Origin of the sequence: Prevotella sp. Sow4_E9_plate (assembly GCF_052116205.1) — a bacterium.
Lineage (GTDB): Bacteria > Bacteroidota > Bacteroidia > Bacteroidales > Bacteroidaceae > Prevotella.
This window is the reverse complement of sequence record NZ_JBQKLN010000001.1, coordinates 91222-105836: the sequence shown is the minus strand read 5'-3', so window position 1 is coordinate 105836 and position 14615 is coordinate 91222. Positions and strand designations below refer to the sequence as shown.

The 14615-nt window shown below is 44.2% G+C and carries 12 protein-coding genes; 4 read left to right on the top strand and 8 right to left on the bottom strand.

The annotated features are described in order from the left end of the window. Window positions 1-121 precede the first annotated feature (121 nt). From ACTQ53_RS00400 to rfbD, 3 genes are all read right to left on the bottom strand, one after another. Window positions 122-1087 (bottom strand): PCMD domain-containing protein, encoded by a 966-nt coding sequence (locus ACTQ53_RS00400; protein WP_441931627.1) that lies wholly within the window; start codon window positions 1085-1087, stop codon window positions 122-124. 241 nt (window positions 1088-1328) lie between these two features. Next, window positions 1329-2462, bottom strand: a complete 1134-nt coding sequence (locus tag ACTQ53_RS00395; RefSeq protein WP_441931626.1) for a dTDP-glucose 4,6-dehydratase — start codon at window positions 2460-2462, stop codon at window positions 1329-1331. A 96-nt stretch (window positions 2463-2558) separates the two neighbouring features. Beyond that, entirely contained in the window at window positions 2559-3431 is an 873-nt protein-coding gene (gene rfbD, locus ACTQ53_RS00390) for a dTDP-4-dehydrorhamnose reductase (protein ID WP_153123201.1), read from the bottom strand. Window positions 3432-3996: 565 nt separating this feature from the next. Between rfbD and ACTQ53_RS00385 the strand changes: the two genes are divergently transcribed. After that, the gene (locus ACTQ53_RS00385) at window positions 3997-5634 is read left to right on the top strand and encodes a DUF6377 domain-containing protein (protein ID WP_441931625.1); all 1638 of its coding nucleotides are present in this window, start codon (window positions 3997-3999) and stop codon (window positions 5632-5634) included. A 95-nt stretch (window positions 5635-5729) separates the two neighbouring features. Here ACTQ53_RS00385 and ACTQ53_RS00380 read toward each other — a convergent pair whose 3' ends face one another. Together ACTQ53_RS00380 and ACTQ53_RS00375 are read right to left on the bottom strand one after the other, a co-directional pair. After that, window positions 5730-6485, bottom strand: a complete 756-nt coding sequence (locus ACTQ53_RS00380) for an SDR family oxidoreductase (RefSeq protein WP_217761429.1) — start codon at window positions 6483-6485, stop codon at window positions 5730-5732. 143 nt (window positions 6486-6628) lie between these two features. After that, window positions 6629-7186, bottom strand: a complete 558-nt coding sequence (locus ACTQ53_RS00375) for a histidine phosphatase family protein (RefSeq protein WP_441931624.1) — start codon at window positions 7184-7186, stop codon at window positions 6629-6631. 157 nt (window positions 7187-7343) lie between these two features. Between ACTQ53_RS00375 and ACTQ53_RS00370 the strand changes: the two genes are divergently transcribed. Next, window positions 7344-8006: a DUF308 domain-containing protein gene (locus tag ACTQ53_RS00370; protein WP_294971695.1), complete on the top strand. Its 663-nt coding sequence runs from the start codon at window positions 7344-7346 to the stop codon at window positions 8004-8006. 49 nt (window positions 8007-8055) lie between these two features. Here ACTQ53_RS00370 and udk read toward each other — a convergent pair whose 3' ends face one another. From udk to ACTQ53_RS00355, 3 genes are read right to left on the bottom strand one after another with little or no spacing between them, the layout of a single operon-like run. Next, a complete protein-coding gene (gene udk, locus ACTQ53_RS00365; RefSeq protein ID WP_294971691.1) occupies window positions 8056-8685 on the bottom strand; it encodes a uridine kinase in 630 nt (209 codons plus the stop codon). 3 nt (window positions 8686-8688) lie between these two features. After that, window positions 8689-9258, bottom strand: coding sequence for a uracil-DNA glycosylase family protein (locus tag ACTQ53_RS00360; RefSeq protein WP_441931623.1), 570 nt, complete (start codon window positions 9256-9258; stop codon window positions 8689-8691). A gap of 1 nt (window position 9259) precedes the next feature. Then, window positions 9260-10327 (bottom strand): endonuclease/exonuclease/phosphatase family protein, encoded by a 1068-nt coding sequence (locus ACTQ53_RS00355; RefSeq protein ID WP_441931622.1) that lies wholly within the window; start codon window positions 10325-10327, stop codon window positions 9260-9262. Window positions 10328-10603: 276 nt separating this feature from the next. On the opposite strand from ACTQ53_RS00355, the gene ACTQ53_RS00350 reads away from it, so the two are divergent. Both ACTQ53_RS00350 and ACTQ53_RS00345 read left to right on the top strand, forming a co-directional pair. After that, window positions 10604-13207 carry a TonB-dependent receptor gene (locus ACTQ53_RS00350; RefSeq protein ID WP_441931621.1) on the top strand — a complete coding sequence of 868 codons (2604 nt, stop codon included), beginning with the start codon at window positions 10604-10606 and terminating at the stop codon, window positions 13205-13207. Between the two features lie 56 nt (window positions 13208-13263). Then, window positions 13264-14598 (top strand): DUF5689 domain-containing protein, encoded by a 1335-nt coding sequence (locus tag ACTQ53_RS00345; RefSeq protein WP_441931620.1) that lies wholly within the window; start codon window positions 13264-13266, stop codon window positions 14596-14598. The last annotated feature ends 17 nt before the right edge of the window (window positions 14599-14615 follow it).

Sequence of the window (14615 nt, the reverse complement as noted above, 5' to 3'; positions counted from 1 at the left end):
TGTGAGGGGATTGTATCTTGCGAAAATGGCTCAAAGGCATAACAGCCCAATGCCATCATCATGACTAGTATTGTCAGAATATGCTTCATAATGTCTATAATCTTGATTCTACATGTGATTTTTACTCGTAAACCAATGCCACATTATCTATCCACAATGTATTACCCGGTGTACCGATATAGGCTCCACCATGGGATGAAGAGAACTGCAGGATAAGATGCGTAGGCGTCTCATGATTGCCCGCCCATCCGGTTTCCCTTACCGGCACACTTTTTCCCTTGCTGTTGCGGGCATAGTCGGTAGAGCGAAGTCCCATCGTAGCAGCATCATAACCAGCCATGTGACGGATATCGCCATAATGAATGGTATAAGTAGCATCATTCACCCATCCGTTGGTACTTTTTCCATACTTTACTACCATCGTGCCCACTCGTTTGGCTGTGATGTTTCCCTGAGCATCTTCATGGCGCTTCTGCAAATAGAGTACGGCAATGGCATAGTCGCGACCTGCTACAGTGGATGCTCCACTGAATCCATTCTGCTTGATACGGTTAGCTGATTGAGGCATATATGTTTTATAGTCAAATTGTACAGCCTTAGGACGTGCAGTGAACGGAATACCCCAATTGATGGCTTTCGGACCATCTTTGGTACTCGTAATCGGTTCACGTACATCACCCAGGAAAAGGGAACCTGCTGCCAGAACCTTGATATTGATAAGTCCAAGCACCTTCACTTTCTCTATATGGGTTTCCAATCTAGCGCAATATCCATTGCCACGCTTGTCACGATAAACCGAGTTATTGGTTTTGTAGATACCCGAAACATGTGCCAGAACATTGGATGATCCCCAGGGGGAACCACCCTTGTTGGTATAAGGAGTATTACCATTGAGGGTCATATTAGGTCCTACGGCATAGATGGTTTTCTGATTTCCACCAATGATAGCCGACTCCTTGATGTTTCTAATCACCCAGTGATCCATGTTTCCATATTTTAATGGAACTACCTTTTTCTGTCCTTGTACAGGAAGGCTAGATAAGGATGCCAAAGCTATTGCCAAGCTAAATACTATTTTTTTTTCCATACCAGTTTATTTTATTTCATTTCTGTTTTATTCCTATTCAATCTAAGAGAAATTCACAAGACTTCAATGATAGGATTTGCAAAGATAGAAAAATATTCTGTACTTTTCAGTTTTCCGGAAAATAATGATTGAAAATTAAGAAATAATAATAGATTTAGTCGTTTTTTATCGTATAAAACAAAAAATCCTGCATTTGACTGAGTGGCAAATGCAGGACTTTATGTATAATAATATGTATCAATTATCGATTGGAATACATGTTGTCGTAGTACTTTTGGTAATCACCAGAGGTTACGTTGTCCATCCATTCCTGGTTATCAAGATACCATTTTACAGTTTCCTCGATACCCTCCTCAAACTGGAGAGATGGCTCCCAACCCAATTCCTTCTGCAACTTTCTAGAGTCGATGGCATAACGCATATCGTGACCCTTTCTGTCTGTTACGTAGGTGATGAGATCCATATCCTCGCCTTCCTTTCTACCGAGCAATCTATCAACGGTCTTGATAACCACCTTGATGATATCTATGTTCTTCCACTCGTTAAAACCGCCGATGTTGTAAGTCTCGGCAATCTTGCCCTTGTGGAAAATCATATCGATGGCACGGGCATGATCCACTACATACAACCAGTCGCGCACGTTCTCACCCTTACCATATACTGGCAATGGCTTGCGATGACGGATGTTGTTGATGAACAGCGGAATCAACTTCTCTGGGAACTGGTATGGACCGTAGTTGTTAGAGCAGTTGGTCACGATGGTAGGCATACCGTATGTATCGTGGAAAGCACGGACGAAGTGGTCTGAGCTTGCCTTAGATGCTGAGTATGGAGAGTGAGGATTGTACTTGGTAGTCTCCAGGAAGAACTCCTCGCCGTAAGCCTCGTGGTTCTTACCGCTGGATGCCTTGGTGGTGAAAGGAGCAGGAACGCCCTCAGGATGAGTCATCTGCAATGCACCGTAAACCTCATCGGTAGAGATGTGGTAGAAACGCTTGCCCTCGTAACCCTCTGGAAGGCTCTCCCAGTAAATCTTTGCCGCCTGGAGCAGAGACAGGGTACCCATCACGTTGGTCTGAGCGAAAGTGAATGGATCCTTGATACTTCTATCTACATGACTCTCGGCAGCGAGATGGATGATGCCATCCACCTTGTAGTCCTGCATCAGCTTCAACATCTGGTCGAAATCGCAGATATCGCCCTTAACGAAAGTATAGTTAGGCTTGTCCTCAATGTCTTTGAGGTTAGCCAGGTTACCTGCGTAAGTCAACTTGTCGAGGTTGATGATGTGATACTCAGGATATTTGTTCACGAAAAGTCTTACAACGTGTGAGCCGATGAAACCAGCACCGCCCGTGATAATGATATTCTTCATTTACTTTGAACTTTGAAAATTGAACTTTGAACTTTATGATTCGTTTTTTTGAGCAGAAGCTACAAAAGCTTCTAACTCAAATATTCTAACTCTTTATTATTTTGCTTCCGCCAATTCGGCGATACACTTCTTCAAACTGTCAGTCCAGTATGGCACCTTAAAACCGAAGGTCTGCTTCAGCTTGCTCTTGTCGAGCACAGAGAAGTGAGGACGCTTCACTGGGCTTGGGAACTCCTCGCTGTAGCATGGTTGAATATCGCAGGTGTTGCCGCTGAGTTCGCAGATAATCTTGGCAAAGTCAAACCAGGAGCATACACCCTCGTTAGAGAAGTGATAGATGCCGGTCTTGTCAAGTTGGTTGGTCTCGATGATGTGAGAGATGACAGCAGCAAGGTCACCGGCATAAGTAGGAGTACCCACCTGATCGAATACCACCTTCAGGGTGTCGTGGCTAGCCGTGAGACTCTGCATGGTCTTCACGAAATTCTTTCCCCACTGAGAGTAGAGCCAAGCAGTGCGAATAATGATATGCTTGCAGCCCGTAGCCTCGATACTCTTTTCACCCGCCAATTTGGTCTTACCATATACACCAAGCGGATTGGTTTCCCAATCTTCCTTACAAGGAATATTCTTATCGCCTTGGAACACATAGTCGGTACTAACATGAATGAGGGTACCATCTACTTCCTTCATTGCCTGAGCCAAATTGCCAGCCGCAGTATTATTAAGTAAATTGGCTAAATCAAAATCACTCTCAGCCTTATCCACGTTGGTATAAGCTGCACAATTAACGATAACCTGAATATCATTCTCCTTTACGCTGGCACGGATAGCGTCAAGATTAGTGATATCCAATTTCTCATAGCCTTCAGCCACATCGGTGAAGACAAACTTGTGATTGCTTCTTTTGGCGCAAATCTGCATTTCATGACCCAACTGGCCATTAGCGCCTGTTACTAAAATATTCATTGGTCGTTAAATATTACCTTTTAATAAAACTATGTGGCAAAAGTACAGATTATTTCTGAGATTCCCAAAAAATAGCAGAGGAATTTGTATTAATAATATATAAATAAGGTGTAAACCCTAAAAATGGAAAATGAAGAAGACAAAAAAACCGCCAGAATCTTTCACAAGAGCCTGACGGGTTTAACCTAATACACTAATTTTCTTTTCCCTTAGATAAACTAAAACCTGTTTTTTATTTAAATCAACATACTAAATCAACAAAAGGAATATGTACCTTAGAAGACTTGAAGTGGTAGTATAATAACTACTTTTTTCTTTTTTCGATTGCAAAGATACTACAAAAAATCTACAGTTGTATCCCTAAGTAGCAGAAAAGTAAATGGAAAGTAAAATTCCACCTTTCTAACTTGTTTTAAATCAAAAACTTACAAAATTAACCATTTTTATCAAAGTAAATACTATAATACCATTTTTTATTTGTATCTTTGCAACACAAAAACGACAAATAGACTAATTTTATCCTTTTCAGACTACAATTATGTCATTTACAAAACATAAACAGAAGATGAGACTATTACTAATACTTCTTATGCTTATGATGCCACTGCTCGCTCAAAGCAAAACCGACGAGAAAAAGCTCCTGGAGCGTATCGACTACATGATTGATAACGACAAGCATTATCAAGATATCAAGGAAAACGAGCTCAAACATCTGAAACAGGTAGCCTTTGATGCAGAAGATGACAAGACCCGACTCCTTTTCCTTGACAGCATATACCGTGCCTACAGCGCCTACCGCTACGACTCGGCATACGCTTACATGCAGCGTGGACTGGAGTTGGCACAGAAGATCAACGATACCTATTATATAACTCTCAACCAGATTAACCGGGCGTCAGTACTCTCGGTAAGGGGATTCTATGACAAAGCCGAAGCTCTGCTCGAATCACTCCATCCCGACACGATGCCCTACAAGCTGAAGTTATACTATTACTATACCTTCGCCTGGATCTATAATTACTGGGAATCATACGCCCAAAACTCTGATTACGCAAAAGAATTCCGCACCCAAAGGAAGCATTACATGAATCTCTTGCTCCAGAGTTTCAAAGAAGATAGCAGAAACACCGTCTACTACAATTATCTGCTAGGCGAAAACATCTATTTGAATGAGCCTACCAGCAAGCAGTCGCTCTACCATTTCATGAAGGCAGTGAAGATGTCTCCAGCCAAATCACGCATCCATGCCATGTCGGCATACGGTGTCGCCAGATATTACAAACTTACAGGTAACTTCGATCTCTACGAGAAATATCTCGTGGAAGCATCTGTGAGTGATGGCCTATGCCAGCTCAAGGAAACGGTAGCCCTGCAGAAACTTGCCTACTTTCTTTTTAAAAAGGATGCAAGCAACAGTAAGAGAGCAGCCAAATACATCCAGCACACGATGGAAGACGCCCAGTTCTTCAACAACCGACTGCGCATGATGGAAATTTCCAATATCCTCCCAGTCATCGCTTCTGCCAACCAGCAGGCTGCCGAGAAATCACGTACCCGTTTCCTCTTCGGCTTCATCGGCGTTAGCGTAGCACTCATCATCATCCTCATTCTCTCCTTCGTCAACAACCGACAGAAGAACAAGCTGAAGAAAAACAAGCAGGAAATAGAAGAGCAGAACGAGAAACAGAAAGAAATGAACGCACAGCTCACCCAGCTGAACCAGCAGCTGATAGAAACAAACATCAAGCGAGAGACCTACATGCGACTCTTCATGGACATCAGTGCGGCATATATCAGAAAATTGTCAGATTACCGCAAACTGGTGAACCGAAAGATCAAGGCTAACCAGACTGCCGACCTGCTGAAAACCCTCAACACCCACAAGATGGAAGAGGAGGAGTCACAGATGTTCTACAACCGCTTCGACAAGGCGTTCATGGAACTGTATCCCGGTTTCGTGACGGAGTTGAACAAGCTCCTGCTGCCAGAATGCCAGCTGGAACTTCCTACTGCCCACACCCTGACCACGGAAATCCGTATCTATACATTGATGCGACTAGGCATAACCGACAGTCAGGAGATAGCCACCCTGCTGCATTATTCCACCCAGACCATCTACAACTATAAATCGGGCATGAGAGCAAAGGCAAAGAATCGCGAGACTTTTGAGAGCGACATCAACCGTCTCTGCCATATTATATAATAAGAAGTTAAAGGAGTTAAGACAACAGTCTTTTTGGCGTAGATTTTAAGCAGCAAGACATACGTCTTAACTCCTTTAACTCCTATAATATGCGACTAATCGCGATGGATAACCGTTCCGTTTGCCTGATGCGTAGCAAGAACCAGCACCTCTGCTATCTGCACATGTTCAGGAGCAGAAGCTGCATAGTAAGCCACGTCAGCCACATCATCACCATTCAAAGGAGTGATACCACGATAAACCTGGTCAGCTCGCGCATTATCACCATGGAAACGGACATTAGAGAAATTGGTTTCTACCAATCCAGGTTTCACATTGGTTACACGCACCTTGGTATGTGCCACATCAATACGTAACCCATCAGAGATAGCTTTAACGGCAGCCTTGGTGGCACAATAAACATTGCCTCCGGCGTAAGCAGCATCTCCTGCCACACTACCAATATTGATAATATGACCATGATTACGTTTAATCATGCCAGGCACAATCAGGCGAGTCATGGTAAGAAGTCCCTTGATATTGGTATCAATCATCTGATCCCAATCCTCAAAATCACCTTCATACTCCGGTTCCAGACCACGAGCCAATCCGGCATTATTGATCAGCACATCAATATTGCGCCATGCATCAGGAATATAATCTACAGCCTTCTTTGCTGCCTCACGATTACGGACATCGAAAGCTAAAGCCAAGACTTCAGTGCCTTCTGCCTCTAATTCCTTTTTCAGGATTTCCAACTTGCCAGTATTTCTACCAGTGATAATAAGATTGTAACCACCTCTTGCAAAGCGGCGAGCGCAACCTTCGCCTATTCCGCTTGTTGCACCTGTGATAAGAGCTATTTTATTCATTTGCTTTGAACTTTGATTTTTAAACTTGTTACTTTGAACGTTGAGCTTTGAACTTTGAGCTTTATGATTAGTAAAGCATATGAATTGGCTTTCCCTTCGGCCGCCGAACGTTGTTTCTTCACTCTTCGTTCTTCATTCTTCACTTAAAGTATCAGAACCCTCACTTCTGCATTTGCCATTTTCTCTATCTGATTCATCGGGCGTTTGAAATAGACACTCTGAATCGCCTTATTGATGATGCCATGTCCCACTGCCAGAATAGTCTTATCGGGATAAGCAACCTTGAGCCAGGTAAGAAAATTCTGAGCTCTGGACTTCATCCTTTCCAAAGTTTCTATATTATCAGGCCAATCCTTTGGATCCTTAGGCAAGGAAGGAATGAACTTACCCGTAAAGTCACCCCAATCCCGCTCTCTCAGCAATGGAGTGGTAACGATATGAGCATCAAGCTCCTCATCTGTCAGATTACCAGTCAGAGAGAGAGCTTCTATATGAGGACGGGCAATAATCTTACAAGTCTGAATACTGCGATACAGATCACTGGAAACGAAGGCATCAATAGGTTCGTTTACCATCTTCCTGGCAACCTCCCCAGCTTGCTCAATACCTTTCGCATTCAGCTTGCCCGGTGTCTGCCCCTGCATGATCTGAGCAGCATTATCCACGGTCTCACCATGGCGCACAAGATATAACTTTGTCATAGCTTATAGTTTTTGCTTACAAAATTACTCATAATTGGCGAAAATAAGGAATAATTTGCGTTAAATAAATCATAAAAATCATGCTTTCTCAATTTTCTTTCGTATTTTTGCATAAAGATTAATATAACATTGCAAAATCGTTTTAAAAAAGATAAGTATGAAAGTAGTACATAGTTCTTTGTTTCGTGCCGTCTGCGCCATCATCATTGGTGTTTTACTCATCCAATACCGCGAACAGACAGTCACATGGATTACCATCGCTATCGGTGTGTTGTTTTTCCTTTCAGGAGCCATCTCCCTCATCTCCTACTTCAGCGCTAAGAGAACTGCAGAGAAGATGCAAGGCCAGATGCTTTCTGACGCCAACGGCAAACAGATTATCGGAATCAAGCCCAACTTCCCTATCGTTGGTTTGGGCAGTCTGATTCTCGGCATGATTCTGGCATTGATGCCAAATGTATTCATCGCATGGCTGATGTTTATCCTTTCGGCAATCCTGATCTTGGGTGCCATCACTCAAATGGCAAATCTGGTAACAGCTGCCAAGATGGGGCGTGTGGGCATCATCTACTGGCTTATGCCTTCAGCCCTTCTGCTCTTGGGTATACTGGCAGTCATCAAGCCTTCTGCCTTAGCCTCAGCCCCATTGCTCATCATCGGTTGGGCCATGTTGGTATACGGTGTAGTAGAATGCGCCAATGCCTTCAAGATTTCCAACAACCGACGTAACTGGCAGAGAAAGAACAACCAAAAGAACAACATCGTAGTAGACTCAGATTCTACCAGTACCCAAAACGAAGAAGTTACTTTTATTGAATAGAAAACAAAATAGCCTCACAAGTATCTTCAAACTTGCGAGGCTATTTTTATTATTTTTCTACGAGTCCCTCTACATAGCGACAAAGGATACTAATACCCTTTTCATTCTCACCTCCCTGCGGAATGATGATATCTGCATAACGCTTGGTTGGCTCGATAAACTGCTCGTGCATAGGCTTAAGAACCTTGAGATAACGGTCTACGACCATTGATACCGTTCTACCTCTGTCTATCGTATCACGCTGAATATTACGAATCAAGCGTTCATCAGCATCGGTATCTACAAATACCTTCAGGTCCATCAAGCTGCGCAATTTCTTATCCACCAAGGTCATGATACCCTCAATAATCACTACCGGCTTTGGCTCTACAAGAATCGTCTCCGGTTCACGATTGCATTTGAGATAACTGTAAGTAGGCTGCTCTATTGCCTTGCCTGCACGCAAATCAGCCAGCTGCTGATGCAAGAGTTTCCAGTCGAAAGCCGACGGATGGTCGAAATTAATTTGATGGCGTTCCTCTTCCGTCATATGCGAGGTGTCATTATAATAAGAGTCGAGCGGCACCACTGCTACATAATGCGGCGGCAGCACTTCTACGAGTTTCTTTACTACTGTTGTCTTGCCAGAACCAGTACCTCCAGCAATACCTATCACCGTTACCTTATCTATCTTTTCCATTTTCTATAAGATTTCTTCAAACATTTTGCGATAATACTCAGCCTTTTTCTCCACCGCCATCGGATAAGCCCTGGAACTGGACGGCATGCGGTAAAGCCTAAGCTGACGAGTTCCGACAGTAAACTCTACAAATTCTCCCATCTTGGGAAGCGAACGAATGCCAAAATGGTCAGAAAAGACCTTGGTGGCAAGCTGTCCTGCCGTAAGAACCGCCTTACATTCGGGTAATCTGGCAAGCATACCATCCAGATCAGAAGGCTGCACTATTTGCAAGTCTTTATCAGAAGCCGTATTCTTGGTTCGAATCACCTGTTGGGCGGTATCATAGATAGCAACTCCTTTTTCTTTCAGAAAATCCTTGATGGCATCCAGCCTATAAGTCTTATGTTCCACATCTACGAAATGGAATTTATCTCCGAAGTAAATCAGTCCGAATATTCTCCACATGTCGTTCTGGAAGTTAGGATAATACCAGGGCATGCACCATCGCTTCTCTGCGGGTGGAAAGGTACCGAGCATCAGCAACTTGGCATTGCCCGGTAACCATGGTTCAAAAGGATGTTCTTCAACCATTTTATTTTTTCTCCTTCACCAAATATAAAACTACAGGCAAGTGATCACTGTAACCGTTGAGCCATCTGCCACCCGCTTTGGTACGCAAAGGAGCTCCCTTGTACTGTCCTTCCTGCTGAATCAGATAATCTCTGCGGAATACGTGGTGCTTCCAATACTTCAAGCTGCTGTAATCCTTGTTCTTAGAATCCTTATTCAAAAGACTAGGCGAAAGCACAATCTGATCGAAAAGGTTCCAGGAGCCATTATAGAACAAAGTACCCTTACCCTCCTTAGCCAGGATATTATACCATGGATTATACATATCATCAGGACCAACCTCAGAGATTTCTGCCTTTGCTTTCAATACCTTGTGCATACTCTCATTGGTAGGATCATCATTCATATCACCCATCACAAAGACCTTCATCCCAGGATTTAGGCGGAGCAGAGAATCTTTCACAACTTTCGTTTGACGAGCACCACTCTCGCGATAGAACGGTCCAGAGAAACGGCTAGGCCAGTGACATACAATGACAGCCACATCATCACCTCCCATTTCACCACGTACGGTAAGGAATCCGCGAGTCATGAAAGCCGAATCCTTTTCCAATTCCTGGACGTAAGGAACCAACTTTACATTCTTGACAGTGAAAAGTGCTGGATTATAAAGTAAAGCACAGTCAATACCACGCTTATCAGGACCCTCAACATGACAGAATTGCATATTGCGAGCCTTCAAAGGAGGCTGAGCTGTAAGATCTTTCAAGACGTTGGCATTCTCCACCTCGGCAAGACCAATAAATGCACATCCCACGTTAGGCAGCACATCAGTACCCATATCAGCAAGGGCTCTGGACATATTTTTCAATTTGTTGGTATACTTCATACCATTCCATCCCTTGGCAGGCAAATATTCATAATCATTCTTACCCGCATCATGACAGGTATCAAAGAGATTCTCCTGATTGTAGAATCCAACAGCATATACCTGAAACTGTTTACCACTAGAAGCCTTTGATTTCTTCTGGGCAATAGCACCCAAACTTATAAAAAGCAAGGCTGCCAAAAAAAGCATTTGTTTTCTCATACCACCTATTTAATATTTAAGTTATATACTTTTTAGTATGCACACAGCACATAACTGTGCGATTTTGTTGGGCAAAGATAGTACAAAAACCGCAGATTTCCCCATAAAAATGAATATTTTTTCAGAATTCATTCATTTTTAACTAAAAAGACTTTCTTTTTCAAAAAATTATTTGTTACTTTGCAGCATTAAAAACAAATTTATAATTATCTTTAGGCAAGAACCTTATAAAGGTACCGTCTATAAGTAATTATTAATTCTTAATAACGATAAACTATGCAAAAGAAAGTAAACTTAGCAACGTTAGCACTCTTTTCCTGTACGCTTACTATGGCTCAAAATGAAAAAACAGAGCAAAACATAGCACAGGGTCTTGACGAGAATGCTTTTACCTTCTCAGAGGCACAGTTGGGTGAGGACGATGACATGTCTTCAAATGTCACCATCCTCAATTCAACCAGCAACGTTTACGCCAGCAAGGCAGGTTACCTGTTCTCGCCCGTCCGTTTCCGCTATCGTGCCTTCAACCAGAAGTACAATGATGTCTATATTAATGGAACAGCCATGAACGATATGGAGACGGGACAGTTCAGATTTTCCAACATCGGTGGTTTGAACCGTTTCTCCAGAAATGTAGACTTTTCTTTACCTTTTGAAGCCAACAATTACTCAATGACAGGTATGGCGGGTTCAAACAACTACGATTTCCGTGCAGGAAGCATGCAGGAAGGTCAGTATGCCAGCGTGGCTGCTGCCAACCGCAACTACACACTTCGTGGGTTATACACCTATGCCAGCGGTTTCAATGAGAAAGGTTGGGCTATCACTGCCGGATTGACCTATCGCTGGGCAAACCGTGGATATGTAGAGGGAACCTTCTACAATGCTCTCTCCTATTTCTTCGGAGTACAGAAGAAATGGATGAACGGTCACTCACTGAGCTTCTCTACCTGGGGTAACCCTACCGAAAGAAGTACTCAGGGAGCATCTACAGATGAGGCTTACTGGCTTGCCAACGACTACTATTACAACCCATACTGGGGTTATCAGAACGGGCACAAGAGAAACTCACGCGTAGTGAACGACTTTGCACCTTCTGCTATCGCTACATGGGATTGGGACATCAATGACAAGATGAAGCTCACTACCTCACTGTTTGGCAAATACTCGATGTACAAGAGCACCAAACTCAACTACAACAACGCCGAGAACCCTCAGCCAGACTATTGGAAGAACATGCCATCGGCTAACTTCTACGTATGGGGCGACTTCAAGAACGGTAACAATGCTTATAACTGGGACAGCTGGAACAACGCTGTAAACTACTGGACAGCAAGCAAGGCGAACAGACAGATTGATTGGGACCGTCTCTACTATTCTAACCAGCAGGCTGCTAAGAATGGTCAGGAAACCATGTACTATCTGCAGGCAAAACATAATGACAACCTCAATGTAAGTTTGTCATCAACCCTGAACACCAAGTTAACCAAGAAGTCTAGCCTGGCTACAGGTCTCATGCTTGGCACCAATAGCAATCGCCATTATCAGACCATGGAGGATATGCTCGGCGGAACCATATTCCACAACGTAAACTCTTATGCTATCGGTGATTATCCTATCACAGACCCACGTGTACAGTATGACCTTAACACAGCTGGTCCAAACAACACTGGTAAACTTGTCTATGAGGGTGACAAATTCGGTTACGACTATCGTATCGATGTAAACAAGGCGAACCTCTGGAGCACCTATACCAGCGAATTCTACCGCATGAAGGCAATGTTGAGTGGCCGTATCGGTTATACAGGCATGAAGCGTCATGGATATATGCGCAATGGTATGGCAGCCAACAACAGTTACGGCAACAGTGAGACTGCCAACTTCCTGGATGGAGGTATGAAGGGAAGCCTGAATGTAGACTTAGGCAGAGGTCATGCTTTCAGCATTGGCGCTGGCTACGAATGGCGTGCCCCTATGGCTAATACTGCATTTATTGCACCAGAAATCAACAATGATTTCGTAACCAATCTCAAGAACGAGCGTATCTTCAGCTCAGAATTCAGCTACCAGTATCGCAATGCATGGCTGCATGCCAACTTAAGCGGTTACTATAGCCGTCTGGAACATGTTACAGAGTGGCAGAACTTCTACAACGATGATGAAAACTCATTTACATACGTAAGTATGACCGGTCTGAAGAAGGAATACTATGGCTTGGAAGCTGGCTTGAAGTTCAAACTCACTTCATGGCTCGACCTCAAGACCTTGGGAGCTATCAGCGAGGCAAAGAACATCAACAATGTAACAGCCAACTATATGCTCTCTAAGAGTGCTGAGGTTTATACCGACAAGGCTTACGTTCTTGACATGCGAGAGAGCGGAACTCCACTCACTGTGGGAAGCATCGGTCTGAGCACACATCTGAACGGATGGTTCATCGATGTGAATGCCAACTACTATGACCGCATCTACCTCTCTTATTCTCCTAGCTACCGCTACGAGAAAGTGCTCAAGAACCGTCAGTCGGCTCACCAGAAGTATCCAGAGATATTCCCGGCAGTAGTTACAGAAGATGGCAACAGCTGGTTACCAGAAGCTGTAGCACAGGCTAAGGGGCATGGCGGTTGGATGGTAGATATGAGCATCGGCAAGAGCATCCGATTGAAGAAGGGCTCGCTCAACTTCAACCTCATGATTACCAACCTCTTCAACAACCAGAAGCTGGTAGCGAGCGGATATGAGCAGAACTCACGTTCGGGCTACACCCTCACCACAGGCGGCGAGGTGAACAACGTTCGCGTTTATCAGTTCTCAAAGAATCCAAAGAAGTATTACACACCCGGAACCAACGGCATGTTCCAGATTGGCTACCGATTCTAAAACGATGTATCATCGATTCTAGAATGACATAAAATAGATTCTAAAACGACACGACAATGAAAAAGATAAAATTCATAGCAATGGCCATGATGGCGATGGCGGGAATGATGCTGGCATCATGCATGGGCGACAGTTATGCCGACCCGGATATGGTAGAGACCATCCCTGCTCCTCCTTACGGCAACAACCTGCTCAAGGAAAAGAACGTGGTTACCATTGCACAGCTCAAGAGCGATTACAAGACCACCATCACTGGTGGCGGATACAAGCTCATCGACAAGCCGATGATGATCAAGGGTTACATCACGGGCAATGACATCAGCGGCAACCTCTATCAGCAGGTGGCGCTGCAGGATGCCACAGGTGCTATCCTCGTAGATATCAACGGCGGCGGACTCTATGGCTATCTGCCAGTGGGTCAGGAGATTCTCATCGACCTCAACGGCCTCTACATCGGCGGCTACGGCAAGCAGGCACAGATAGGCGGCATCTACACCAACCTGAAGACGGGGGCTACATCCGTAGGTAAGATGGACCGCCCTACCTGGCAGAAGCATTTCAAGCTTCTTGATGAAGCTGATGCCAGCAATGTAGAGGCAGAAGAGTTCGACCTTACGAAGGCAACAGATGCCACCTACCTGGAAGAGAATGCAGGCAAGCTGATGACCATCAGGAAAGTGAAGTTCAACAGCGCTAACGGCAAAAACGTATGGGCAGCCAACGATGAGACCACCAACCAGACACTCAAGGATGCCATTACCGGCCAATGGATTAGTTCCAATACCGTGGTAGTGAGAACATCGGGTTATGCCCGCTTCGCCAATGCCATCCTGCCAGACGGAGCCTACGACATCACGGGCATCTTTACAAGATATAATAATGTATGGCAGATTATCATCCGCAATACTGACGACCTCTCTCCTTCTGTGCTCTCAATCTTCAAGGAGGCTTTCGATGAAAGCCAGGGCGATTTCACTACAGAAAACATCAAACTTGCAGAAGGCGTAAGCTATGCCTGGAAATGGGCTTCGGCTGCATACGGCATGAAGGCTTCAGGCTATGTAAACGGTGCCAACGTTGAACTCCAGTCACGACTCAAGTCACCTACCATCAACCTCTCATCCGTAAAGAGCGCTACCCTCAAATTCGACCAGGCCATCAATTTCTCTTCCGACATGACCAAGGAATGCAAGGTTCAGGTTTCTACCAACGGAAAGACATGGACAGATTTGGACGTGAAAGGATATCCTACCAAGAACGGCTGGGACTTTGTTACCTCAACTGCAGATTTAACCAAGTATTGTGGCAAGACCATATACATAGGTTTCCTCTATAGCAGTTCCACATCGGCGGCTCCAACATGGGAAGTCAAGAATTTCATGGTAGATTAACAAAACTCACCTCTATA

Excerpts from the sequence above, each read along its gene's own strand:
- ACTQ53_RS00380 (WP_217761429.1), bottom strand. The coding sequence starts at position 6,485 with ATGAATAAAATAGCTCTTATCACAGGTGCAACAAGCGGAATAGGCGAA.
- ACTQ53_RS00355 (WP_441931622.1), bottom strand. The coding sequence starts at position 10,327 with ATGAGAAAACAAATGCTTTTTTTGGCAGCCTTGCTTTTTATAAGTTTG.
- ACTQ53_RS00395 (WP_441931626.1), bottom strand. The coding sequence starts at position 2,462 with ATGAAGAATATCATTATCACGGGCGGTGCTGGTTTCATCGGCTCACAC.
- ACTQ53_RS00400 (WP_441931627.1), bottom strand. The coding sequence starts at position 1,087 with ATGGAAAAAAAAATAGTATTTAGCTTGGCAATAGCTTTGGCATCCTTA.
- udk (WP_294971691.1), bottom strand. The coding sequence starts at position 8,685 with ATGGAAAAGATAGATAAGGTAACGGTGATAGGTATTGCTGGAGGTACT.
- ACTQ53_RS00375 (WP_441931624.1), bottom strand. The coding sequence starts at position 7,186 with ATGACAAAGTTATATCTTGTGCGCCATGGTGAGACCGTGGATAATGCT.
- ACTQ53_RS00350 (WP_441931621.1), top strand. The coding sequence starts at position 10,604 with ATGCAAAAGAAAGTAAACTTAGCAACGTTAGCACTCTTTTCCTGTACG.
- rfbD (WP_153123201.1), bottom strand. The coding sequence starts at position 3,431 with ATGAATATTTTAGTAACAGGCGCTAATGGCCAGTTGGGTCATGAAATG.
- ACTQ53_RS00370 (WP_294971695.1), top strand. The coding sequence starts at position 7,344 with ATGAAAGTAGTACATAGTTCTTTGTTTCGTGCCGTCTGCGCCATCATC.
- ACTQ53_RS00345 (WP_441931620.1), top strand. The coding sequence starts at position 13,264 with ATGAAAAAGATAAAATTCATAGCAATGGCCATGATGGCGATGGCGGGA.
- ACTQ53_RS00360 (WP_441931623.1), bottom strand. The coding sequence starts at position 9,258 with ATGGTTGAAGAACATCCTTTTGAACCATGGTTACCGGGCAATGCCAAG.
- ACTQ53_RS00385 (WP_441931625.1), top strand. The coding sequence starts at position 3,997 with ATGAGACTATTACTAATACTTCTTATGCTTATGATGCCACTGCTCGCT.